Raw genomic sequence first — 24,607 nt, forward strand, 5'->3', positions numbered from 1 at the left:
CTGACTGTAGATATTATTTATGCAGGGTTTTCTAGTTAGCTTACTGCTTGGTGCGTTGTCGCTAATAGCTGTATTTGTTGCTATTTATAGTATTCGACAATTGTCTGTGCTGAGGGAGCAACTCGCACAGAATAAAGTTGAAACTGAGCAACTGGTACAAACGCTTAGAAATGAGACGCACGCCATGGGTAGCGGCTCTATAGGCGTTGGGCAGCGCTTACTTGAAGTGGAAAAGAAGCTAAATTATACCGCAGAAAAACAGGTTGAACTGGAGCAAAAAGACTCTGGCAATATTCCTTATATTTATGCTATTCGGTTAGTAGAAATGGGGGCTAGTGCCGATGATCTGGTTGATAACTGTGGGTTGGCACGCGTAGAGGCGGATCTGCTTGCTTTAGTTCATCGGGAGTTAAATAAACAAAAACGAGTAGAGCAAGAGCTTACTCGCTATTAATCGGTTATGTCGTAAACACCTAAGTCATGCGTAAAACGGTATCTGTAATGGATACCGTTTTTTATTGCCCATATAATTTTTTTAATAAGATGCGTTTATTAAGATGTTTTTTATCTTCTGAGGTTTTAGGGCCTGTTTGTTGACTCTCTAGGTGGTAAACAAAAGCAATGATTTCAGCGATTGCCATGTAAAGTACCGAGGGTATCTCCTCTCCCAATTCAATTTGTCCTAGAGCACTGACTAGTTCAGCATCCTCATATATTGCAATACCATTCTCTTCTGCAAGTCTTAAAATTTCTTCTGCAACAAAAAATTCACCTTTAGCGACTACAACAGGTGCCTTATGTTGTTGCTCATCATATTTCAGGGCTACCGCCTGTTTTGTTTTAAGCTCGGTCATGCATTTACATTCAGTAGGGCTACAGGGGGATTAGTCTCAGGCTTACCAGAGAAGCAACGTACTTCATCTAATGTCAAACCAAGTGCTGATAGCTTAGCCTTTAAGCGTGATAGATGATAACTCACAATAGGCAGTTGCTCATCTTGCTCAACCCAGATTTGTGTGCTGAGTTGTTCCTCTTGGTACTTTAAACGTATATGTAGCTTCCCTAACTGCTTAGGGGTGAAGGTTAAATTAATAACCCATGATTTTCGATTAGGTTCTTGCTCTCCTCCTTTTTTTTCTGGTTCTTTACTTATACTTATTTGCAAGTCAGAAAGTTGCTGATTAAACAAAATTGGAATAACAGTTTGTAATGTTGCGGCAGGTGCACCATCAGCACCTTTTTGTAATAAAGCACTGTGCAGTTGATTACTGCGTATTTTTGCAATGCCTTCTTGAATCGTTTTTTGGAGCTGATCTACTTGCTGTTTCTGGGACTCCGCCTTGCTATTTTCGCTATTATTTTTGTTGCTTTCTCCTGCGTTATCTTTGTTCCCGTCTTTACCTTGACGAGCTAAGTGCCTGAAAATTTGGAAAAATGCACTTTTTAAGTCATCTGGAATAACGGTTAATGGGTTAAGTGTCGTTGCTGTAATTTGGGACAAACCTTGCAGTAGCATCGCCTCATGTAGAACCCCACTTTTCTGTATGGCCTGTTTGAGTTCAGCAATATTGGGCGTTTGATTAGGATTGAGTTTTAGTTTTGCTTGGTCGAGTGTATTTAAAGCCTGTTGAAGCTCAGATGTGAGAATCCGATTTATGTTGGGGTTCTGGCTGATTTGCTGCTGTATTTTTGATAAAACCTCAGCGGTTGGTTGTTGCTGTGGTAAAGATGTTCTGAGCGCATCCTGTAATTTCGCAATCTGTGCAGCTTGATCTTGTAGCTTATTTCCTTGCGGCAGTGATGGTTGTAACTCTGTGGTGATGAGGTTGGGTTTTATATTATTTATAGAAGAAGCTGTTGGCGTCAGTGTTGTCAGATTATTTCCAAGTACACTTTTGGCACTTGCTGTAGCCTGATTAGGCAGACGTATATTTAAAATATCTACCAGCTGCCCAGGTTGCTGGCGTAATAAAATCTGGGTGCCAAGCGGTAATGACTTCAATTGCGGCAGCGCAACGGTTAAGCCTGTTGTGTTGATTTGTACTTTTACCGCACTTTGTAATTGGGTAATTTGCTCAGCCGTGAGTGCTGCCGCTGGTGCAGGAGTTTGCGTTGCTGCGGTAGACGGCATTGAGCTTGGTGCAGGTGTTTGTATTTGTGTTGTGACTGCGGCCTGACTATTACCCTGAGAGGGCTGTGGTTGTATTTGCGCTGGCTGAGATTGTTGAGCAGTGGGCGGAGTCGTTGAGGCTTGTTGAGGCTGTGCTTGTAACTGTGGCGTGACTTGCTGAGTGGTGCTTTGAGCTGGAGGAGTAGCCGTACTACCTGCCGCAGTTATTTGATGACTTGCTGTCTGAGTTATCGCTAATTGCTGGGGTGTTGAGCTGGCCATGCTTGATCTACCAGCAGTTTGCGCTGTAGTCGTACTGACCGATGTATCAGCACTTTGTACAACAGCTGTCGCGGTTTGGCCTGTAGACAGCCCTGTACTACCGACAACGGTTGCTCGAACGCTATTTATCAGACTAGCTTGAGGCTGTTCTACGCGAGGGCTTTGTACTTGATCAACCATAACAACCTGTTTTTATTGATGTACACACCTTGATTCAGGTCTGTAGCGCAAAAAAGGGAATCGTAGTAAAGTGGCGCTCGCTTCATTGCTATCACTTATTTGAAGCATTTTAATTATCGCCGCATCACACCGACAGCTTGCGTTGGCCCACGCTGTTGGCAGCATCATTATTATCGGCAGGCCATCAAAAAGGTTAAAGTCAGTGCAAGAGTTGCTCTCAGGGCAAGGTCTGGCATGTGAGCGAGATGATCGCCTATTGTTCAGTCACCTTCATTTTAGTCTTAACTGTGGTGATGTGCTGCAAATAGCAGGGCCTAATGGTACAGGCAAGACATCACTGCTGCGTATGTTAGCGGGTTTATTACCAGACTACGAAGGTGAAATTCGTTTTCAAGGCGAGTTGGTGAATGATAATGCCGACCATTTTCGTGAGAACCTGCTGTTTATCGGCCACCACCCAGGTATCAAACTTAATCTAACGCCAGAAGAGAACCTGCGTTGGTATCAATCGCTTTATCGACCTGCTAGTGATGAGCAAATTCGACAGGCGCTCGCCAAGGTGAAGTTGACAGGTTTTGAAGACGTACCTTGTTATACCCTTTCTGCGGGGCAGCACCGTCGCGTGGCTTTAGCGCGTCTATTCTTACAAGCTGCGCCGCTGTGGATTTTAGATGAGCCTTTTACTGCCATTGACCAAGGTGGTGTTAAAGAGATTGAACAGTTAATCGCAGACCATGCGACTCAAGGTGGTGCGGTTATTCTTACTACTCATCACAATCTTTCCCTTCCGGTTGAACTTAAAGTGATAGATTTGGGTCAGACTGTGCAGTTAAAAATAGAGGGTGACGATGACTGAACCGGTTGCAATGCAAACTGATTCTAATGCGATCAGCTCATGGCGTGCCTTTATCGGTACTTTTAAGCGAGACCTGCTTTTAGTCTTTCGTCGCCGTTCTGATATTGTGAACCCGTTACTGTTTTTTACCATCGCGGTAACCCTGTTCCCCTTGGGTATTAGTCCTGATGCGGTATTTCTTGCGCAGATTGCAGCAGGGGTTTTATGGGTTGCGGCCTTGTTAGCAACGCTATTGTCATTGGATAGCCTATTTCAGCAAGATATGGCAGATGGGTCTTTAGAACAGTTGGTTATCAGCCCACATCCATTAGCCGTACTGGTCTTATCAAAAGTGTTAGTGCACTGGCTAGTGACAGGGCTGCCCTTAACGCTTCTGGCACCGTTGTTAGCTGTGATGATGTTTTTGCCCGATGCTGGATTTGGTACGCTATTTATTAGCTTGTTATTAGGTACGCCTACTTTAAGCTTGATTGGCGCAATTGGCGCTGCACTTACAGTAGGGTTGCGCAGAACTGGCGTATTAATGACGTTACTGATTTTACCTTTGTATATTCCTGTGTTGATTTTTGGCACAGGTGCAGTGATTTCTGCAAGCCAAGGTATGGCGGTAACAGGCCACTTGGCAATTTTAGGTGCACTGTTTTTGGTGGCTTTGGTCTCTGCGCCTTTAGCGGCAGGGGCGGCGTTGAAAATTAGTCTGAATGGCTAATCGTGCCAAGTCGACACAGATGAAATACTGAGTAATTTGGGTGAGTTGAAAATGGCTTTTGATAAATTCTGGGCGTGGTTCCACCGTATGGGCTCGCCAAAGTGGTTCTACGAAATTTCAGGGCGCTGGATTCCTTGGTTTGCGACTGCGACTATTGTGCTTTTAACAGTAGGTGCTGTTTGGAGTTTGGCTTTTGCGCCGCAGGATTATCAACAAGGCAATAGCTTTCGCATTATTTATATTCATGTACCTGCTGCAATTCTAGCTCAGTCGATCTTTTTCTCGATGGCACTTTGTGGTGCCATTGGTTTGATCTGGAAAATGAAGGTAGCCGATATGGTTGCTAAATCTTGCGCTCCAATTGGTGCAAGTATGACCTTTATTGCACTGTTTACTGGTGCTGTTTGGGGCAAACCAACTTGGGGGGCTTGGTGGGTGTGGGATGCTCGACTGACCTCTATGCTAATCCTTCTATTTCTATATTTTGGCGTGATTGCCTTACAGTCTGCCTTTGATAGTAAACAGTCTGCTGCTCGTGCCAGTGCAATTCTATCTTTGGTAGGCGTGGTGAATATTCCTATTATCAAGTACTCAGTAGAGTGGTGGAACACCTTGCATCAGCCCGCCACATTCAAGCTGACAGAAAAGCCTGCCATGCCGATGGAAATGTGGTTGCCGTTATTGATTATGGTGATTGGCTTTTACTGCTTTTTTGCCACGGTACTGATGATGCGTACCCGTAATGAAATTCTAGAGCGCGAAAAGCGTACCCAGTGGGTTCAGGGTTTATTGAGTAAATAGCCATGTATTTCGATTCTTTTTCTGAATTCCTCAATATGGGTGGTCACGGCTTGTATGTTTGGCTGGCCTATGGTTTGACCATTTTATTGTTGGTAATCAATTTTATTTTACCCATACGACACAAGCGCAAGCTGCAACAAGAGCAAGCGCGTAAACTACGTCGGGAGCAGCAATCTCAATGAATCCAAAACGTAAAAAGAAGCTCATTCTGGTCAGTGCCATGGTCGCAGCGGTCGGTATCGCCGTTGGTTTGGTTTTGTATGCGCTATCAGAGAATATCAATTTGTTTTACACCCCCACACAGATTGCAGATGGTGAGGCGCCAATAGGACAACGTATTCGAGCCGGAGGCATGGTGGTCGATGGCAGCGTAAAGCGTGCGCCAGATAGTCTACAAGTGCAATTTGCAGTAACCGATTACAAACATGAAGTTGTTGTAAGCTATACCGGAATTTTGCCTGATCTATTTCGTGAAGGGCAAGGTATTGTCACTATGGGGGCAATGGATGATAAAGGTATTTTTCAAGCCGTAGAAGTACTGGCTAAACATGATGAAAACTACATGCCGCCCGAAGTAGAAGCCGCCCTAAAAGCCAGTGGCAAAACAGCAGCTGACTATCAGAAATAACTGGCTGTCAGAAATAAATACACTGCAAGTGATCTCTCTTTTAGGCCTTGTTTATCGCAAGGCCAAACCATCTGCAAACAGAGGTTAATATGACCGAATTAATGTTACCGGAGTTGGGCCATTACGCCTTGATTCTGGCATTGGTGATGGCGTTAGTTCAAGCGGTTGTACCGCTGTTGGGCGCTCAGCTGAAAATGACAGGTTGGATGAGTTATGGCACCCCGATGGTTTGGGGACAGTTCTTTTTTGTCAGCGTCTCCCTCTTTATGTTGGGCTATGCCTTTGTCACCGATGACTTCTCTGTGGCCTATGTGGCGAGCAACTCTAACACTCAGTTACCCACGCCCTATAAAATTAGTGCGGTGTGGGGAGGTCACGAAGGTTCCTTACTGTTATGGGTTTGGATTTTAGCGGCGTGGAGTTTTGCGGTCACACTATTCAGCCGTAGTTTGCCAGAAGATATGTTGGCACGAGTTGTTGCTGTACTGGGTATGGTCAGTGTGGGCTTCTTGTCTTTTGTTTTGCATACCTCAAATCCTTTTAACCGCATATTGCCGCAAATTCCTCGTGAAGGCAGTGACTTGAACCCGCTTTTGCAAGACTTCGGGCTTATTGTCCATCCGCCGATGTTGTATATGGGCTATGTGGGTTTTTCAGTTGCATTCGCTTTTGCTATCGCCGCACTTATCAGTGGTCGTTTAGATACCGCTTGGGCGCGTTGGTCTCGCCCTTGGACAAGTGTGGCTTGGGCATTTCTGACTTTGGGTATTGCACTAGGCAGCTGGTGGGCTTACTACGAGCTTGGCTGGGGCGGCTGGTGGTTCTGGGATCCGGTAGAAAATGCGTCTCTTATGCCTTGGCTGGTCGGTACTGCTTTGATGCACTCATTGGCGGTGACAGAAAAGCGTGGTGTGTTTAAAAACTGGACCGTATTACTGGCGATCTTTGCATTTTCATTGAGTCTGCTAGGCACTTTCCTTGTACGTTCTGGGGTTTTGACCTCTGTACATGCCTTTGCTACTGACCCTGAGCGTGGCTATTACATTCTGGCGCTGTTGGCGATTACTATTGGCGGCTCTTTTGTGCTTTACGCCCTGCGTGCGCCTGATATTAAAGCCAAAGTGCGTTTTACTTGGATGTCCCGCGAAGCTTTTTTGCTGGTCAATAACATTATGCTTGTGATTGTGATGGCGACAGTATTGTTGGGCACAATCTACCCGCTGATTTTAGATGCGCTGGGCCTTGGTAAAATCTCTGTTGGCCCACCGTATTTTAATGCACTCTTCGTTCCCTTGATGAGTATTCTGGCTGTGTTTATGGGCCTTGGCCCTGCATCACGCTGGAAGAACACAGAGCGCAGCACTCTAATCAAGCGTGTTTGGTTGTCGGCAGCTATCAGTGTTGTGGCCGGTGCAGCCTTACCTTTTATTATGGGTGGAAAATGGAACGGTTATGTCTTTTTAGGCATGATGCTGGCGCTGTGGATCTTCTTAACACAGATGCGTGATATCGCCGACAAGCTTAAGCATAAAGGTTGGAATGTTAAAGGGCTGATGAGCTTAGGGCGTAGCTATTGGGGCATGGTGTTAGGGCATGTAGGCGCTGTAATCACTGTTGTGGGGATGACGCTAGTTGCGAACTACACCCAAGAGCTAGATGCCCGCATGTTGCCTGGCAGTAAAGTGACCATGGGCGAGTTTCAGTTTGAGCTGACAGATATTCGTCATGTTGATGGTCCTAACTGGACCGCAGAGCAAAGTGAAATTCGTATTTGGGAAGGCGATAAGCTGGTCTCTGTATTGTATCCACAAAAACGTCGCTATACCGCTCGTAACCAAGTGATGACTGAGGCTTCCATTGACTGGGGGTTATTTAGAGATCTCTATGTTGCAATGGGCGAGCCATTAGAAGGCGGTGCTTGGGCGGTACGCGTACAGCATAAACCTTTTGTTCGTTGGTTATGGATTGGTGGCGTTGTGATGACTCTAGGTGGTTTACTTGCCGCATTTGACAAGCGTTATCGCCAAAAAGCGATGCGTCAGGCGGGTGTAACCGTACAAGCTACTGAGTCAGAAAATAAGGACACTGGTGCTGTGACAGGAGCTTCCGCATGAATAAACGTCTGATTTTATTTATACCCTTAGTACTATTTTTTGTATTGGGCTTTTTCTTTTGGCAGGGCTTGAAGCTTGATCCAAGAGAGATGCCATCAGCCTTGATTGGCAAAGCATTTCCCTCTTTTACTTTGAACACAGTAAAGGATGAGTCAGCACAGATCACAGAACAAGTACTGCAAGGTAAAGTGTCATTGGTTAATGTTTGGGCGACTTGGTGCGTGTCTTGTCGTCAAGAACACCCTGAATTGGTACGTATTGCCCGTGAAACTGGTATTCCCATTTTTGGTTTGAACTACAAAGATGAGCGTGGTGCTGCCCTAAAGTGGCTAGATGAGTACATGGATCCTTATCAGTTCAGCCTATATGACGTTGATGGTCGTTTAGGTTTAGACCTAGGGGTTTATGGCGCACCTGAAACCTACATTGTTGATAAACAAGGCATTATACGTTACCGCTTTGTAGGTGTTATTGACCGTCAAATTTGGCAGCAAGAGTTGTTACCTGAGGTGAAGAAATGGCAATAGCTTTCCCACTACAAATGAGCAAGCCCTCTGGGCTGACAGGGCGTTTTTGGACGCGCTCTTTCTTGCTGCTAATGTTCAGCCTATTGCCAAGTTTAGCGCAGGCAAACATTGATGCGTTTGAGTTTAGCAATGAAGAGCTGCGTAATCGTTATCAGCATTTGGCCTTTATCTTGCGCTGCCCAAAATGCCAGAACCAAAATATCATCGACTCTAACGCCCCCATCGCTTCAGACCTGCGCATACAAGTTCATCGCCTGCTGCATGAAGGTTTTGACGATGAGCAGATCATTGATTTTATGGTGGCGCGCTATGGCGACTTCGTTTTGTATGAACCGCCTGTTAATCGCTTAACTTATCTGCTTTGGTATGGCCCAGTAATTTTGGTCATGATTGGACTGCTGGTCGTCGTTATTATGATACGTAACCGCAAACAGCAAGCTAATGCCGATGAAGCGATGGATAGCCAGTCCCGTGAACGCTTAAACCAAGTGTTAAAGCAGAAAACTGTTAACAGTAGTGGCAAAAAGAAAAGCCGCCGCTAAAACTGAGTATTTGAGATAACCCATGACATCACTTTGGATCGGTATAGCGGCATTAACCGCAATGGCTGCCCTTTTTATGCTGTTGCCGTTGCTCAGAAAAAACAATCAAAACGCAGAGTTGACAGAAGCTGAGCGTACAGAACAAAACGTGGCGATGTATCGTCAACGTTTAGCAGAGCTTGAAGCAGAAAAAGCCCAAGGCAACTTACTAGCAGAGCAGTTTGATCAGATGCAGTCTGAGCTTGAACAAACGCTGTTAGATGATGTGGGGGATAAAGATGCCCCTGTCCTTAAGGCCACTCGCCCTAGCTGGCTATTGAGTATTTGCCTAATTGCATTGGTCACGATCGGATCTTTAGGTTGGTACTTTCAGTTTGGTAATAGTCGTCATGTTGAACTGACGATGGAGCGCCAAAATGGCAATATGCCTTCAGTTGATGAACTGGTCATACGCTTAGAAGAGAGCTTGCGTGATAACCCAGAAAGTGTAGACGGCTGGTATTTGTTAGCCCGTACTTATATGAATATGGGACGTTTTGCCGAAGCTGCACAAGCGATGGAAAAAGTAATTAAGCTTGAGGGCCGTACCGCTGTCGCACTAGCACAGTATGCGCAGGCGTTGTACTTCTCGCAAAACAATCAAATGACGACAAAGATCAGCAACCTATTAGATGAAGCACTAGGTATTGATCCTAATGAAGCTGCGGCGTTAGGTCTGCGTGGTATTGCTGCTTTTGAAGCTTCAGATTATCGCACCGCCATTGAGTTTTGGCAGAAAGCGCTGGCAAACATTCAAGACCCCAACAGTGCCAGTGCCTTGCGCTCAGGTGTTGCTGAAGCAGTGCGCCGCTTAGAAGCAGCGGGTGAAAAAGTAGAGGTTGCAATAACAGGGCCTCGAATCAAAGTTCGAGTGAGCTTATCAGAAGCATTAAAAGCGCAAGCCAAGCCTGAAGACACGGTGTTTGTTTTTGCACGCTCACCTGCGGGTGGCCCGCCAATGCCTTTGGCAGCAGCGCGTTTTACAGTGGCTGATCTGCCTGTTGATATTACCTTAGATGACTCTATGGCCGTGGCACCTATGGCACGTTTGTCCAGTGCTCAGCAGGTGAATTTAACTGCTCGTATCACCAAAGCGGGCACACCTGAGCCTCAAGCGGGTGATTTACAAGGTATGAGCGGGCCTTATCCCGTCAGCCACCAAGAGGTTGTATCTATCATTATCACGGATGTAGTGCAGTAGTCTGCATGGGTAATCATCAATGCGGCTGAAGTGTATTCGCTTATCAGGATTTAAATCTTTTGTAGACGCCACAACCGTGCCGTTCAGCAAAAATATGACCTGTGTGGTCGGGCCAAATGGTTGTGGCAAATCGAATATTATTGATGCCGTACGTTGGGTGATGGGGGAAAGCTCCGCCAAGCACCTGCGCGGGGAGTCGATGACCGATGTGATTTTCAACGGCTCGACCTCCCGTAAGCCTGTTGGGCAAGCTTCTATCGAGTTGGTGTTTGATAACAGCGATGGCAGCTTGCAGGGGCAATATGGCCAATACGCTGAGATTGCCCTTAAGCGCCAAGTAACCCGTGATGGTCAGTCGAACTATTTCTTAAATGGCACCAAATGCCGTCGTAAAGATATTACCGAAATCTTTATGGGCACGGGTTTAGGGCCGCGCAGTTATGCCATTATTGAGCAAGGCATGATTTCGCGCTTGATTGATGCCAAGCCAGAAGAACTGCGGGCGACTATCGAAGAAGCGGCAGGTATCTCTAAATATAAAGAGCGGCGTAAAGAAACCGAAAGCCGAATGCGCCGCACCCACGAAAACCTTGAACGCTTACAAGACATTCGAGATGAGCTAGAGCGCCAACTACAACGTTTACAGCGTCAAGCTGAAGCCGCACAGCGCTATCGTGAGCTGAAAAGCCAAGATCGTCGTTTAAAAGGGCAGCTGCGGGCGATTCGTTGGCGTGATCTGGATTTTCAAATCCGTCAATTTGTACAAGTGATTGGCGATTTAGAGCAGCAGTCTGAAAAACATCTATTTGCCCTGCGGCGCTCAGAAACAGAGATTGAAAGTAGCCGACAGCAGCATCAAACCGCTAATGATCAGCTAGAACAACTGCAAGCTGTGTTTTATGAGTTGGGCAATCAGATCACTCGACTCGAACAACAAATGAGCCACCGCCAACAGCGTGGTCAACAGTTGCAAATTGATTTGGCAGAGGTTGATCGTAACCTACAGGAAAGCCGCTATCAGCAAGAGCAAGATCAACTGCGCCTGCAAGAGGTTGAGCGACAGCTCGAAACGGTGCTGCCTGACTTTGAGCTGCAACAAGCCCGTTGTGAAAGCTTAGAACTTGCCCTTGAAAGCTCAGAAGAGCAAGTACAAGCGTGGCAAAATCGTTGGGACAACTTCAATCAGCAAGCCCAACAGTATCAGCGAGAAGCTGAGCTGGCACAAAGTCGTATTCAGCAGCATGACCGTACCCTGCAAGAGCTGAATCAACGTCGGCAGCGTTTACAAACGCAACTGGCAGAACTGAGTGCTCCTGAGTTAGAAGATGAAGAACTCGCCCTATTACAAGAGCGCGCGTTAGAGCATGAGTTGAACCTTGAGCAGCTAGAGGAAAGCACTTTTAGCCTTAAAGAGCAGCTTCAAGATTGTCGTGAGCAACTGAGTCAACAACAGCAGCAGTTAGATCAAGCGCGCTCTCAGCAGCAGATCAATCAAGGTCGCTTGGCTTCACTACAAGCGTTGCAAGAAGCCGCATTGGCCGATGATGATCCACAGCTACAGCAGTGGTTAGCGGATCAAAATCTCGACCAAGCCCCCAAGCTGGCACAGCAGTTAGAGGTCACACCCCGTTGGGCATTGGCGGTAGAAACGGTGTTGGCTGATCAGCTACAAGCGCTCAGTTGCAAAAGCTTGCAGCTACCTGAATTGGCTCATCACTTAGAGCAGCAGCTTGAACACTGGCCGCAGGCTAATATCGCATTTCACCTGCAAGACCAAGCGCAAAATCTACCCGTTGAACAAACCTTAGCCGCACAAGTGCAGATACAAGGGGCCGTGCCTGAGGCGCTGTATCTTGTCGTCACTGCGGATAATGTGCAGCAAGCCTTTCAGCGTTTGGCGCAGTTACCTGCAGGCTATTCCGTGATCACTGAAAGCGGCATCTGGCTAGGCAAAGGCTGGTTACGTTATCAAAAAGGCAACCAGCAAGCCCAAGGTGTTTTGAATCGTGGCCGTGAAATTGAACAATTACTACAGCAACAAGAAACCACTGCTCAAACACTGCTTGAGTTAGAACTTAAGTTAGAAGAGTTACAGCAACAGCAAGTACAAATAGAACAGCAGGTGTCTCATCAGGCTGATCAGCGGATGCTGGCACAAAAGCATAAAAGTGACTTAGACAGCCAAATTCGTACTCGTCAACTCAAGCTTGAGCAGTTCAATGAGCGTCAGCGTCATCTCAACGAAGAACTGATGCAAGTACAAGAGCGCATTGCCGAAGAAGAGATCACGCAAGAGGAAACCCGTGAACATTGGCAAATTGCCCTAGAGAAAACGGAAGAATTTGCCGAGCAAAAAGAGCAATTGCAAACGGATCGAGAACAGTTCCGTGAACAGTATGAGCGTCAGCGTCAGTCTGTGCGTATCGAGCGAGATAGCCTACACCAATTGGCACTTCGCAAGCAGGAACTCACCGGACAGCAACAACTGGCACAAAGTGGTGTTGAACGTTTAGAGCTACAAATTGAGCGCTTATTAGAAAAACGTGAGCAGTTGATTGAAAGCTTTGAGAACATTCAAGAGCCTAAAGAAGACAGCGAAATTTTATTGGATGAGCTGATCGAACAACGCACCGAAAAAGAAGAGCAGCTGTTAGCCGTGCGTGAAAAGACTCAGCAACTCAATGATCATATGCGTCAGCTAGAAAAAAGTCGTGGTGAGCATGAGCGTGAGCTTGAGCGTGTACGCACCGAGCTGGAAAAAATGCGCATGCAGCAGCAGGCGCTTTCGGTTCAGCGTGAAGGTATTAATGAACAGTTAGATGAGATTGGGGGCGATCTTGAAAGTTTGCTCACTGATTTGCCCGAAGATGCAACCGCCTCAGTTTGGCAACAGCGCCAAGAGGAAGTGTCAGAAAAAATCAAACGGTTGGGTGCGATTAACCTAGCCGCCATTGAAGAATATGAAGCGCAGCTTGAGCGCAAACAGTATCTAGACGGTCAAAATACCGAACTGACAGAAGCGTTGGGTATGCTCGAAGAGGCTATTCGTAAAATTGACAAAGAAACCCGTCAGCGCTTTAAACAAACCTTTGATGAAGTAAATGGCTGGCTACAAAAGCTGTTTCCTAAAGTTTTTGGTGGCGGTAGTGCTTGGTTGGCCCTGACAGGAGATGATCTGCTCGAAACAGGGGTGTCAATTATGGCGCGCCCACCGGGTAAGAAAAACAGCACCATTCATTTACTATCGGGTGGCGAAAAGGCTTTAACGGCAATCGCACTGGTATTTTCGATTTTCCAGCTAAATCCAGCCCCTTTTTGTATGTTGGATGAAGTGGATGCGCCTTTAGATGATGCCAACGTTGGTCGATACGCCCGTATGGTAAAAGAAATGTCAGCACATCTTCAGTTTATTTACATCAGCCACAATAAAATTGCCATGGAGATGGCTGATCATTTGATGGGTGTTACCATGCAGGAACCAGGGGTTTCGCGCATTGTTGCCGTCGATATTGACGAAGCAACTGCACTTGTAGATGTATGATTTTTAACCGTTGTAGCGTAAAATAATTCAATATTTGTCTGAAATCTCTTATTAATCATCTGTCTTGCAGGGTATATGCCTCATGGGTTTACGTGAGTGGCTAATGGTTTTTGGTGGTGTAATTGTGCTGGTTATTATAGCCGATGGTATCCGGCGTATGCGCAAGGCCTCTAAAGACCAACATGAATTTGATCAAGCTGCACAAGAGCGCGAAGCTGAAATCCAAAGAGAACTACCAAAAGGTGGTGCTCGTATCGTTAAAACACTAGACCCTGAGGTTTTTGAAAACGATCCTATTCCTGTTTTGCGTCAGGTGGTTTCGGTGTCTTCTGATAACGCTGATCAAGCCTCAGAAGTTGATAGTCAAAATGAACTTTATCGCCCCTCTTTTGTGGAGGAGTATGAGCAGTCTCTGAGTCAATCTGAATACTCAGCTTCAGAAAATGATTTAGCAGATGACCGCCAAAGTGTATCGAATTCTCAGCAAGAGGATCAGCTTGAGCCTGAATTTGATGAGCCTGAGCAAGAAGAGCAGCCGTGGCGCTATAAAACTCAGCAAGAACTTTATGAACAAGCCATGCATGATCAAGAACTGCATGACCAAGAGCAGTTGGAGCCAGAATATGCTGCTGACCCATATTTTGAAGCATCTATTGATGATGTAGTGCCTGACGATGTAGCACAACCAGAGAATCTACATGAAGCAGATGAACAGGTCTATATCAGTGCCAGTGCTCTAGATTTAGAGATTGAGAATGATGCGCTTGCAAGGGATAGCGTTGTTCATGAGGAAGCTGACGATACTGATGAGCTAGATGCACAAGCGGTTTCTCAAGCGATGGCGGCAGCCTACGCCGCAGAGCAAAAAGCGCTACAAGCTCAGTTGGAACAAGAAGCCAAACTCGCACGCTTACAAGAAGAGTATGAGCGAGAGCAGGCTCGGTTAGAGCAAGAACAAGCGCGTCAACTAGCGGCTGAAGCTAAAGCTCAGGCTGAGTTAGAGGCTAAAGCAGCAGCTGAAGCGGTTGATCCTGTAAAAGCAGCGGCAATGCGTATTTTAGGCGCTTGTGTTGAAAAGCGTCCTTTAGTGCGCAAAAGCCTGCATGATCATTATGAGCCAAAAGCTTTAACCCGTTCAGCACCACGAAATCAGGCTAATGCTGAACCTGCTCTTACTCAGCCGAAGCCTCAAATACAGGCTGCACCAAAACCTCCAACACAAGCAGCACCTAAGCCTGAGGCAAAAGTTGAGGTGTTACGTGAAAAGCCCGTTAAGCGCCAACCGCTTCTCAGCGAAGAAGATGAGCGTAATCAGCTTGCAGAGGCATCAGAGCTGTTAGTGCTAAATGTGAAGTGCAAAGATGCAGAGGGTTTCTCTGGGCCAAGGCTTTTACAAGTTGCGTTAGCTTGCGGTATGCAATATGGCGAGATGCAGGTTTTTCATCGTTTCCTCAAAACAGAGCGTGGCCCTCATATTCAGTTTTCTATGTTGAGCTCGGTGAACCCTGGCACTTTCGATATGGACAACATCGATGAGTTATCTCTGCCTAGTGTCACTTTTATTATGGGTTTACCAGCGCCGGGTAGCAGCCAAGAGTGTTTCACCTATATGCTGGAAACCGCCAAAGTGATTGTGAAAAACTTGAATGGTGAACTACGAGATGAACAGCGTAGCGTTATGACACCACAAACTATTGAACACTATCGTCAACGGATTCAAGATTTTGAGCGCAAGCAGCTCACGCGCGCACGCTAACTTCAATTGACTGGTTAGGGCTGCTTAAATGCGGCCCTTAACTTTTTAGAGATACAGAGCCACCCCATGTCGTTTACCCCTGATCTTTTCTCTACCGCTGAACCTTCCTCTTCTGATCTGAATTTACAGCAACAAGCGGCTGAAGAAATTGCGCAGCTAAGTGCTGAGCTAAACCACCATAACCATCTGTACTATGTATTGGATCAACCTAGTATTCCTGATGCAGAGTACGACCGCTTAATGCGTCGTTTACAAGCCCTAGAAGCCGAGTTTCCTGATCTGGTGCAAGTAGACTCCCCTAGTCAGCGGGTGGGCGGTATCGCATTAGATTCATTCAAGCAGGTGCAACATGTTGTACCTATGCTATCTCTAGATAACGCCTTTGATGATGAAGAGTTCAGTGCCTTCAATCGCCGTGTTCGAGATCGTTTGAAAGTTGAGGCTGAAATTGAATACGCCTGTGAACCCAAGCTAGACGGCATCGCTTTAAGCCTGAGGTATGAGAAAGGCTTTTTAGTGCAAGCCGCCACCCGAGGCGATGGGCAAACAGGGGAAGAGATTACACAGAATGTACGCACCATCGGCTCTGTGCCGCTAAGGCTTCAAGGTGATAACTGGCCTGAAGTATTAGAGGTACGTGGCGAAGTGTATATGCCCAAAGCAGGCTTTGAGCGTTTAAATCGCTTGGCACTAGAAAATGGCGAAAAGGTTTTTGTAAACCCACGCAATGCTGCTGCGGGTAGCTTACGCCAACTCGACAGCAAAGTTACGGCTTCTCGACCTTTAGAATTTTGTGCCTATAGCATGGGTGAAGTTTCAGAAGGTTATCTACCTGCGCGTCACAGCGAAATGCTTCAACAGTTGAGCGAACTGGGGTTTAGATTAAATCCTGAATTGCAAGTGGTGAGCGGTGTACAAGGTTGTTTGGACTACTACAGAGCCTTGGGCGCGCGCCGTAATGAGCTGCCTTTTGAGATAGATGGCATTGTTTTTAAAGTGAATCATTTTGAACTACAAAAACAGCTCGGCTTTGTGTCTCGTGCGCCGCGTTGGGCGATTGCCTATAAGTTTCCTGCTCAAGAAGAGATGACACGTCTAAACGATGTTGAGTTTCAAGTGGGGCGTACAGGCGCGATTACCCCTGTGGCTCGCTTAGCACCTGTTTATGTCGGCGGTGTCACCGTATCCAATGCAACATTGCATAATGCTGATGAGGTAGCGCGTTTAGGCGTAATGGTCGGTGATATGGTTATAGTGCGCCGTGCAGGGGATGTGATTCCTCAAATTGTATCTGTAGTGCTAGAAAAACGCCCCGCAGACGCCAGCCCAGTATTATTTCCTGCTGTTTGTCCGGTCTGCGGCTCAGAAACTGAGCGAGCAGAAGGTGAAGCCGTTGTACGCTGTGCAGGTGGTTTAGTCTGTGCCGCTCAGCGTAAAGAGGGGATCAAACACTTTGCCTCTCGCAAAGCCTTAGATGTGGAAGGTTTAGGCGATAAGCTGGTTGAACTACTGGTAGACCAGAACTTAGTGAATGGTTTGCCTGATCTATTTCATCTGCAAGTGGAACAGGTTGCTGCTTTAGAACGCATGGGGCCAAAGTCGGCTCAAAACCTGTTAGATGCCTTGAATAAAAGCAAGAAAACCACACTAGCCCGTTTTATTTATGCATTGGGTATTCGTGAGGTAGGTGAAGTAACGGCTAACCAACTGGCGCAGCACTTTACCAATCTAGAATCGCTGATTGAGGCTGACGAGACCGCATTGCTAGCAGTGCCTGATGTGGGGCCTATTGTTGCACATCATCTGGTGACGTTCTTTCGCCAGCCGCACAACCTTGAGTCTATTAAAGCGCTGCTTGCAGAAGGTATTGAGTGGCCTGCTATTGCACCAAAACCTGCGGCAGAGACATTGCCTTTGGCAGAGCAAATTATTGTCTTAACAGGCAGTTTACAGAGTTTATCCCGAGATGAAGCTAAAGCGCGTTTGCAAGCTTTAGGCGCAAAGGTAACGGGTAGTGTTTCTAAGAAAACCCATCTAGTTGTGGCAGGTGAAGCAGCAGGTTCAAAGTTGACCAAAGCGGAACAATTGGGTATTCCTGTTTTGGATGAAGCAGGTTTATTAGCATTGTTGGCTCAACAGGAAGCACCCGTGCTACAGGATTAAATCAAGGTATTGATATGACTATAAAATCTCACACAATAGAATTATGGGCATTTGCAAAACGGCCCCTTCGTTTGGGTGCAGTTTTGATGCTAGCAGCCAGTTTGTATGGTTGCGCAGTGGCAAAGCCTAACAATACCGAAAATGCTTGTGAGATTTTTCGTCAATATCCTGACTGGTATGTCTCAGCAAAAGAAGCGGAACAACGTTGGGGCACACCTGTGCCAGTTGCACTGGCGTTTATTCAGCAAGAGTCTTCGTTCCAGTCTGACGCTCAGCCTGAACGCACTACCATTCTGGGGATTATTCCTGGGCCTAGAAAATCCAGCTCTTATGGTTACACACAAGCCTTAGACAGCACATGGCAAGAGTATCAAGAGAGCACAGGTAACCGTCGTGCCAGCCGAGTAATCTTTCATGATGCGGTTGATTTTATCGGTTGGTACAACTATCAGGGCTATAAACGCAACCAGTTAGAGCGCAATAACACTTACTACATGTATATCGCGTATCACGAAGGCCATAGTGGCTTTGCAGATAAGAAAAGTTGGCAAAATAAGCAGTGGCTCAAGGATGTGGCAACTAAAGTGGCTAATCGTGCCATCGAATATCACAACCAACTGAAAGGATGTAAAAGCTCTTTAAATAAGGGCAATACCAGTTGGTGGGTGTTCTAATCGAGTGCTATTAAATGATTGCAGTACCCTACCAAGAGTTATCAGCGGATGCTCTGCAAGGTTTGTTAGAGGATTTTGTCACACGTCAGGGCTATGACACCACAACAGTTGATCAGGGTTTAGAAGACTGGGTTTTACAGGTAAAACAACAGTTGATAAAAGGGCTGCTTGTGATTGTTTTTGATCCGGTTACGCAGTCGGTAACTGTGCTAACCCAAAGCGAATACAGCAAACGTTTACAAAATGCCGGACACTGATCCGGCATTTTTGCATCTCTTTGTTAGGTTATTGCGTACAGTAAATAAACCCATGATGAATAGTCGCAGAGTTTATGAAAAAGAGTATTATTTTTGGCCTGATTTTGACGTTAGTGGTCGGTTTCTTTGCCTTCGATATCAATCAGTTTTTTACCCTTGAAAGCCTAAAATCCAGTCACAATCAATTAGAAGACTGGCTGGTAGATTCACCCTTATTAGCAACCTTCAGTTTCTTTATCATCTATGTGCTGGTTACCGCGCTATCACTGCCGGGTGCCACCATTATGACCTTAGGCATTGGCGCACTTTTTGGCTTGTTTTGGGGCTTTGTGCTGGTGTCTTTTGCTTCCACCATTGGGGCGACGGTCGCTTTTCTGGCCGCGCGTTACCTACTTAAAGACAAAGTACAAAAGCAGTTTGGGCAGCGCTTGCAGGCGATCAATCAAGGTATTGAAAAAGAAGGGGCTTTTTACTTATTCACCCTGCGACTTGTGCCTGTGTTCCCTTTCTTTTTGGTGAACTTACTGATGGGATTAACCCCCATCAAACCCAGAACCTACTATTGGGTAAGCCAGTTGGGTATGTTGCCCGGTACATTGGTGTACGTAAATGCGGGGACTCAGTTGGGGCAGCTAGAGAGTTTATCTGGCATCTTATCGTTCAACCTCATCGCGTCTTTCGCCCTATTGGGTGTGTTTCCTCTTATCGCCAATAAGTTGCTGGCGCAGATCAAGAAGCGCCGTGTGTATAAACGCTTTCGTAAACCCTCGCAGTTCGACCGTAATATGATCGTGATTGGCGGTGGTGCCGCTGGTTTAGTCAGCGCTTATATTGCCGCCGCAGTCAAAGCTAAAGTGACCTTGGTTGAAGCCAACAAAATGGGCGGTGACTGCCTCAACTACGGCTGTGTGCCCAGTAAAGCACTGATTAAAAGTGCCAAGGTGGCCGAGCAGATGCGCCATGCGGATCAGTATGGTTTGAACGCCGTAAAGCCAAGTTTCAGCTTCAAAGCAGTGATGCAGCGTATCCACACTATCATTGCCGCCATTGAACCCCATGACAGCGTTGAGCGTTACACCGGACTAGGGGTTGAAGTGCTGCAAGGCTACGCCAAACTGATCGACCCTTGGACGGTGGAGATTCAGCTGAATGCGGGTGGTACACAACGATTAACGGCACGCAGTATAGTGATTGCCGCGGGTGCCAAGCCTGTTGTGCCCTCTATTGAAGGATTAGAACAAGTGGGCTATCTCACCAGCGACACCCTATGGGAAACACTGGCGAAAGAGGATGAGATTCCCAAGCGCATGGTGCTCCTAGGGGGTGGCCCTATCGGTTGTGAGCTGGCACAAAGTTTTGCCCGTTTGGGCAGTGACGTAATTCAGGTGGAGCGTAATAACCGCGTAATGATGCGGGAAGACCCAGAGGTTTCAGCGCTTGCCGCCCAAGCCCTGCGTAAAAGCGGTGTACGCCTGATGACAGGTTACGAAGCGATACGCTGTGAGCAGTTGGAAGATAAAGGTACTGTAGAGAAACGCCTGATTGTGAAAAATGCCGCAGGTGAGGAAGAGGTGATCCTGTTTGATCGCCTGATCTGTGCCGTAGGCCGCACGGCTCGTTTAACAGGCTACGGCTTAGAAGAGCTGGGTATTCAAACAGAGCGCACAGTGATTACGAATGACTATTTAGAAACCCTATACCCCAATATCTACGCCGCAGGCGACGTGGCAGGGCCATATCAGTTTACCCATACTGCGGCTCATCAGGCGTGGTACGCCGCCGTAAATGCCCTTTTTGGTGAGTGGAAAAAGTTTAAAGCAGATTACTCGGTGATCCCTTGGACAACCTTTATTGACCCAGAGGTTGCCCGCGTAGGCTTATCAGAAACCGAAGCCCGTGAGCGCGGCATCGCCTTTGAAGTCACCCGTTATGGTATCGACGACCTAGACCGTGCCATTACCGACAGCAGCAACGAGGGGTTTGTAAAAGTGCTCACCGTGCCGGGTAAGGATAAAATTCTCGGCGTGACCATCGTCGGCACCCATGCGGGTGATTTATTGGCCGAGTACGTATTAGCGATGAAACATGGCCTTGGGCTGAATAAAATTCTTGGCACTATTCACACCTATCCAACATTGGCAGAGGCCAACAAGTTTGCCGCAGGGGAGTGGAAAAAAGCCCATGCCCCGCAGAAGCTATTGGCTTGGGTCGAGAAATATCACCGCTGGAAGCGGGGGTGAAGCTGTTGGGGTAGTGGCTTAGAGTGACTCTGTACGCCATCCTGTGCAGGATACAATACCTAAATTAATAGTGATAACGGCAAGCAATGATCGTGATAGCACTATCATCAACCGCATAAACTAACCTATTCGTATCATCTATTCGTCTCGACCAAAAACCAGATAAGTTTTCTTTTAGTGGCTCAGGTTTACCGATGCCCTCGAAAGGAGAACGCTGAACATCCGTGATGAGTTTATTGATACGTTTAAGTGTTTTCTTGTCTTGTGTTTGCCAATAAACATAATCGCCCCAAGATTCATCAGTCCAAGATAATAAACGACTACTCATCAATTAAATCTCTTTGGCTCACCTTACCCGCTTTAAATTGAGCAATTGAACGGTGTAAGTGCTCAGCATTTGCCGGAGAGCGAAGCAAATGAACCGTTTCCATTAAGCTATTGTAGTAATCCAGAGACATCACAACGGCATCTTCAGAATCACGACGTGTGATCACGGTTGTATCTGCGTCATTAACCACCGCATCCAAAACGCTCTTCAAGCTATTTCTAGCTTCGGTAAAAGATACAATTTTCATAAAACCTCCACATGTACGTTTAATAAGACAAGTGTAGGGCTAAACAACCAACTTGTACAGTTAGCGGAACATGTTGGCTTGTGTAGAGAAATATCACCGCTGGAAGCGGGGGTAAATACAGATTATCTATGTGGCAGCTTACTTACGGAGAGTTGGTCTTTTGCCAGTTCAATAACGGCATGCCCTAACTGAACCAATGTACCAAAGTTTGGCGCTGTTTCTGGCTTTAATGAACGGTAAGCACTTGTGCGGCTTTTTATGCCTGCTTTTGCGATCACTTGACTATGACCAAACTGTTCAACATAAGCGCGGATAGCCGCTTGCAAAATATCTGGGCGGCCTTCCATCATCGACTCCCATGATGCTTGTTTGATGACAGCCTCCATCTCTTGAACATTAAAGCTGAGTTCAACAGAGGGCGTCTGTGAGCCTTTCGTAATATCACGAAGCGTCGCCGCAGATAACTCCTTACCGCTCCAATTTAGAGAACCATCAGCGGTTAAAGAAAAGCGTTTAAAGTCTTTAACTTCAGAAAAAGGCGCTTTTGTGAAATACACCGACAAGTCGGCATGACCTTGGTAGCCATCATTGAACGTTAGCGCTAATGTATGACCTGAGACAAAATCGACATCTATAACCTTCAACATAAATCACCTAGCTTTCCGATATTTTCATCATTCTACTATAGTAACGTCTCCTTAAAGAGACGGTTTTTTTTAAAATAAAAAATAGTGCTAGCAGTGATTGTTTGTTGATTCACCCTCGAACTGAGCAAACTTTTTTAGTTTCGCTTAATTGGCTTGTTATAAGCACTACTGCTTACATAACTTTGACCAAGACTATATAGTAATTTATTTTTATTTTCTAAATTCAATCTCACATCATCCCAATCAAGTATAATATTTACTCTTTCTATGACTTCATTATCCTGATTGATTTTTAGTGCAGCAAGCGCGATTGAGTTATCGCCACTTTGTTTTTTAAAACATTCTATTTGTTCTGAAATGATATTTCGAGATGTTATAACATTATCCGAGATTAGCTGTCGAAGTTCTCCATGAACTTTACTAATTGAACTAATATATTTACGTGAAGCTAGTAATATGTTTACTTTTTCTGGCATTTCATTTGCGACAGTTCTTTTAAACGATTTATCTGAAGAAATTTCATCTTTATGAGTAAATATACAACTTTTGTACTCTAGCTCACCATTTTTTTTATTCATTGAAGTCCAAGAACTACCTAATGTATTTGAATGGATCGCCAAGCCTCTGTGCTGCACATAATTTCGTAGTGCTTCCATAAATCGGTATTCAAAGCAGCTATCATATTCCAAAGAGAACAACGCTTTTACATCGTTACATCTGCCTTTTTCTACCAAACAAGCTTTTACGTGTTGCCCTAAATGATCCATATACAATCTTGAAGCTGTTAAAAGGTTTACGACCCTACGGTTGAGTCTAGCTCTAATGTCAAAGAAATCTGAATAGCCATCATTGTTTTTAAGCATGTGTTCACATGTAATATTCAAGCATTCTTTTTCTAACTCAAGGAAGTTAGATATAAGGAGGTCGTACTTTTCTTCAATTGAAAATGCACCAGACAAGCAGTCTCTCGATGACTTTAATTTTAAGTATTTAGACTCATTAATTTCTAATTCAAAATTAGATGACAGAGTCATTTTTCGTAACTTGTATTGATTCAAGTATGCCAGTCCTTAATGTGCTTAACTATTAATCGGTTATACAGATGGCGAAACCATGGCTATAACCGTTTGTTGAACGGCCGCAGGACTCTAGGGAATTTGCGTTTTAACTCGATGTTTTCCCTGTCAACCTGTGGCTTATCTACGCGCTATTTTCTGGCTTGTTCCACGCCTAAGTCGCTCGCTTGGTTCACTATTTTTTTCTAATAAAGCTCTCTTTTACCTGTTTTCTGCTGTACTAGCAATAATCACCCCTCGGGCTATACCTGAAGCGCTTAACACTTTGCTATTGATCAAGGTTTCGGTGCTAAGTCGTATCAGTTGTTCGTAATATCTGTACTGTTTCTTTTCTGACCTGATTAGATATTTGATTTCAAAAAATCACCATCAATAATCAACAAATGAACACCCTGTTCAGTTATTGAACGATGGCTGCTTAAATCATCAGAAACAATATATGACATACCTTTACGCAAAATGGATTGGGTGCCATCTTTAAGCTCATTGATCACTTCACCTTCAAGGCAATACACGATGTGTCCTTTTTCACACCAGTGGTCAGCTTTATAGTTTTCTGAATATTCAACATATCTGACTCTTAAGCCCTCAAATTGCATTGTTTGCCAATATGCGGTTCCTGTTTCGCCCTTATGCTCTGTTCTAGGCACATTTTTCCAGTCTATGGTTTGAAAAGGAATATTTGAGTTTTTCATAACAGCTCCGATTGATATAGGCTCAATGCCCCTTCCGATATTCCGCTAAGGTCACATGATAGTGTGCTTTAAAACGCTGGCTGAGGTGGCTTTGGCTTGAGAAGCCACAACGCAGGGCGATATCCGCCAAGCTGCTATTAGACTGTCTCAGCAAGTATGCGGCTAAGTTTAAGCGCCTTAACGTCACGTATTGGTGCGGTGCTACGCCCAAAGACTGTTTAAACATTCGCGCAAAGTGGTACTCGCTCAGTTGAGCAAAGGCCGCCAGCTCTTGCAAGGTGAGAGGTTGATCAAGGTGCTGTTCAATATAGTCAATCATCTGCCGTTTGAGATAAGGCGATAAACCGCCTGTGCTTTCTGGCAGCCCTTTGTAATCACTGCAATAGTGTTTCAGCAGATGCACCATTAGCATATCGCTGGCGCTGCTGAGCATCATTTGGTCGGCGTTATCTTGCCAGTTCAGCGGCATCATCATCTGTTGGCACAGGCGGCTGATCCATAGGTCGTCAATAAAGGTCAGGTCTTGTAAGACCAAGTGGTCGCTGCCTTTATCTTGAATACGGCCTGCTAAGTGACGCAAATGCTGTTCTGAGAAGTACAGGTGCATAAAGCGGATTTTGCCGTTCACATCCCAGTTGGAATCATGGTCTTCAGGCATTAAGCAGATGCGCCCCGGCGCGCCACCGCTGATGCTGCGGCTAGGGTATAAGCGGCGAATATCTTGTCCGCCATCTAAGTAGCAGCTAAGGGTGTGGTGCCCCGGATGTTGGTAGCGGGTGAGTGCGGACTCTTCTCTCTGCCAAATAGCTGCACTAACCCCTTCGTACAACGCCGTATGGTTTTCCAAACGGGCTTGTGTACGGGAAAGGCAGTGAAATACTGGCGCAGAAAGCGACTGTTCAGACAGCATAGGATTTAGAGACTCAGACACGATAAGCCCACGGAATAGATAGAGTAAGAACTCTGCATGCTACTGCGGTCTGGATAACCAAGC

The 24,607-nt window shown here is 46.0% G+C and carries 24 protein-coding genes; 16 read left to right on the forward strand and 8 right to left on the reverse strand.

Going from position 1 to position 24,607, the window contains the following annotated elements; translation table 11 throughout:
* Nucleotides 1-19 precede the first annotated feature (19 nt).
* Entirely contained in the window at nt 20-454 is a 435-nt protein-coding gene (locus B5D26_RS01560) for a DUF2802 domain-containing protein (protein WP_078743941.1), read from the forward strand.
* Nucleotides 455-515: 61 nt separating this feature from the next.
* Here B5D26_RS01560 and B5D26_RS01565 read toward each other — a convergent pair whose 3' ends face one another.
* Together B5D26_RS01565 and B5D26_RS01570 are read right to left on the reverse strand one after the other, a co-directional pair.
* Nucleotides 516-854, reverse strand: a complete 339-nt coding sequence (locus B5D26_RS01565; RefSeq protein ID WP_078743942.1) for an EscU/YscU/HrcU family type III secretion system export apparatus switch protein — start codon at nt 852-854, stop codon at nt 516-518.
* Complete coding sequence (locus tag B5D26_RS01570; protein ID WP_078743943.1) at nt 851-2,572, reverse strand: flagellar hook-length control protein FliK; 1,722 nt, start codon at nt 2,570-2,572, stop codon at nt 851-853. The genes B5D26_RS01565 and B5D26_RS01570 overlap by 4 nt, the downstream gene beginning before the upstream one ends.
* Nucleotides 2,573-2,774: 202 nt before the next feature.
* Between B5D26_RS01570 and ccmA the strand changes: the two genes are divergently transcribed.
* The 15 genes from ccmA (at nt 2,775) to B5D26_RS01645 (ending at nt 20,620) form a co-directional block, all read left to right on the forward strand.
* Nucleotides 2,775-3,428, forward strand: coding sequence for a cytochrome c biogenesis heme-transporting ATPase CcmA (ccmA, locus tag B5D26_RS01575; RefSeq protein WP_078743944.1), 654 nt, complete (start codon nt 2,775-2,777; stop codon nt 3,426-3,428).
* Nucleotides 3,421-4,137, forward strand: a complete 717-nt coding sequence (gene ccmB / locus B5D26_RS01580) for a heme exporter protein CcmB (protein WP_078743945.1) — start codon at nt 3,421-3,423, stop codon at nt 4,135-4,137. Before ccmA ends, ccmB begins: the two co-directional genes overlap by 8 nt.
* 51 nt (nt 4,138-4,188) lie before the next feature.
* Nucleotides 4,189-4,938 (forward strand): heme ABC transporter permease, encoded by a 750-nt coding sequence (locus B5D26_RS01585; protein ID WP_078743946.1) that lies wholly within the window; start codon nt 4,189-4,191, stop codon nt 4,936-4,938.
* Between the two features lie 2 nt (nt 4,939-4,940).
* Complete coding sequence (gene ccmD / locus B5D26_RS01590) at nt 4,941-5,120, forward strand: heme exporter protein CcmD (protein WP_078743947.1); 180 nt, start codon at nt 4,941-4,943, stop codon at nt 5,118-5,120.
* Nucleotides 5,117-5,566 (forward strand): cytochrome c maturation protein CcmE, encoded by a 450-nt coding sequence (ccmE, locus tag B5D26_RS01595; protein ID WP_078743948.1) that lies wholly within the window; start codon nt 5,117-5,119, stop codon nt 5,564-5,566. Before ccmD ends, ccmE begins: the two co-directional genes overlap by 4 nt.
* Before the next feature lie 101 nt (nt 5,567-5,667).
* On the forward strand, nt 5,668-7,680 hold the full coding sequence (locus tag B5D26_RS01600; protein ID WP_169917385.1) for a heme lyase CcmF/NrfE family subunit: 2,013 nt from the start codon (nt 5,668-5,670) through the stop codon (nt 7,678-7,680).
* On the forward strand, nt 7,677-8,207 hold the full coding sequence (locus tag B5D26_RS01605; RefSeq protein ID WP_078743950.1) for a DsbE family thiol:disulfide interchange protein: 531 nt from the start codon (nt 7,677-7,679) through the stop codon (nt 8,205-8,207). Before B5D26_RS01600 ends, B5D26_RS01605 begins: the two co-directional genes overlap by 4 nt.
* Complete coding sequence (locus B5D26_RS01610) at nt 8,198-8,749, forward strand: cytochrome c-type biogenesis protein (RefSeq protein ID WP_234985147.1); 552 nt, start codon at nt 8,198-8,200, stop codon at nt 8,747-8,749. The genes B5D26_RS01605 and B5D26_RS01610 overlap by 10 nt, the downstream gene beginning before the upstream one ends.
* Before the next feature lie 22 nt (nt 8,750-8,771).
* A complete protein-coding gene (ccmI, locus tag B5D26_RS01615) occupies nt 8,772-9,989 on the forward strand; it encodes a c-type cytochrome biogenesis protein CcmI (RefSeq protein WP_078743951.1) in 1,218 nt (405 codons plus the stop codon).
* Between the two features lie 19 nt (nt 9,990-10,008).
* Entirely contained in the window at nt 10,009-13,530 is a 3,522-nt protein-coding gene (gene smc, locus B5D26_RS01620) for a chromosome segregation protein SMC (RefSeq protein WP_078743952.1), read from the forward strand.
* An 82-nt stretch (nt 13,531-13,612) separates the two neighbouring features.
* Nucleotides 13,613-15,286 carry a cell division protein ZipA gene (gene zipA, locus B5D26_RS01625; protein ID WP_078743953.1) on the forward strand — a complete coding sequence of 558 codons (1,674 nt, stop codon included), beginning with the start codon at nt 13,613-13,615 and terminating at the stop codon, nt 15,284-15,286.
* 66 nt (nt 15,287-15,352) lie between these two features.
* Complete coding sequence (ligA, locus tag B5D26_RS01630; RefSeq protein WP_078743954.1) at nt 15,353-17,449, forward strand: NAD-dependent DNA ligase LigA; 2,097 nt, start codon at nt 15,353-15,355, stop codon at nt 17,447-17,449.
* A gap of 14 nt (nt 17,450-17,463) precedes the next feature.
* Nucleotides 17,464-18,123: a transglycosylase SLT domain-containing protein gene (locus B5D26_RS01635; RefSeq protein WP_078743955.1), complete on the forward strand. Its 660-nt coding sequence runs from the start codon at nt 17,464-17,466 to the stop codon at nt 18,121-18,123.
* Nucleotides 18,124-18,137: 14 nt separating this feature from the next.
* Nucleotides 18,138-18,380 (forward strand): YheU family protein, encoded by a 243-nt coding sequence (locus tag B5D26_RS01640; RefSeq protein ID WP_078743956.1) that lies wholly within the window; start codon nt 18,138-18,140, stop codon nt 18,378-18,380.
* Between the two features lie 74 nt (nt 18,381-18,454).
* Complete coding sequence (locus B5D26_RS01645) at nt 18,455-20,620, forward strand: FAD-dependent oxidoreductase (RefSeq protein WP_078743957.1); 2,166 nt, start codon at nt 18,455-18,457, stop codon at nt 20,618-20,620.
* A 64-nt stretch (nt 20,621-20,684) separates the two neighbouring features.
* Here the strand turns inward: B5D26_RS01645 and B5D26_RS01650 are convergent, their stop codons facing one another.
* The 6 genes from B5D26_RS01650 to B5D26_RS01675 all read right to left on the reverse strand — a co-directional run bounded on the left by B5D26_RS01650 (nt 20,685) and on the right by B5D26_RS01675 (nt 24,544).
* The gene (locus B5D26_RS01650; RefSeq protein WP_078743958.1) at nt 20,685-20,948 is read right to left on the reverse strand and encodes a Txe/YoeB family addiction module toxin; all 264 of its coding nucleotides are present in this window, start codon (nt 20,946-20,948) and stop codon (nt 20,685-20,687) included.
* Nucleotides 20,941-21,195 carry a type II toxin-antitoxin system Phd/YefM family antitoxin gene (locus B5D26_RS01655; RefSeq protein WP_078743959.1) on the reverse strand — a complete coding sequence of 85 codons (255 nt, stop codon included), beginning with the start codon at nt 21,193-21,195 and terminating at the stop codon, nt 20,941-20,943. Before B5D26_RS01655 ends, B5D26_RS01650 begins: the two co-directional genes overlap by 8 nt.
* Nucleotides 21,196-21,317: 122 nt before the next feature.
* The gene (dhiA, locus tag B5D26_RS01660; RefSeq protein ID WP_078743960.1) at nt 21,318-21,842 is read right to left on the reverse strand and encodes a type II toxin-antitoxin system antitoxin DhiA; all 525 of its coding nucleotides are present in this window, start codon (nt 21,840-21,842) and stop codon (nt 21,318-21,320) included.
* A 134-nt stretch (nt 21,843-21,976) separates the two neighbouring features.
* Nucleotides 21,977-22,876, reverse strand: a complete 900-nt coding sequence (locus B5D26_RS01665; protein WP_078743961.1) for a hypothetical protein — start codon at nt 22,874-22,876, stop codon at nt 21,977-21,979.
* 383 nt (nt 22,877-23,259) lie between these two features.
* Nucleotides 23,260-23,613 carry a DHCW motif cupin fold protein gene (locus tag B5D26_RS01670; RefSeq protein ID WP_078743962.1) on the reverse strand — a complete coding sequence of 118 codons (354 nt, stop codon included), beginning with the start codon at nt 23,611-23,613 and terminating at the stop codon, nt 23,260-23,262.
* A 22-nt stretch (nt 23,614-23,635) separates the two neighbouring features.
* Nucleotides 23,636-24,544 (reverse strand): helix-turn-helix domain-containing protein, encoded by a 909-nt coding sequence (locus tag B5D26_RS01675; RefSeq protein ID WP_078743963.1) that lies wholly within the window; start codon nt 24,542-24,544, stop codon nt 23,636-23,638.
* Nucleotides 24,545-24,607: the final 63 nt, after the last annotated feature.

The sequence above is a fragment of the Oceanospirillum multiglobuliferum genome (genome assembly GCF_900167095.1).
Lineage (GTDB): Bacteria > Pseudomonadota > Gammaproteobacteria > Pseudomonadales > Halomonadaceae > Oceanospirillum > Oceanospirillum multiglobuliferum.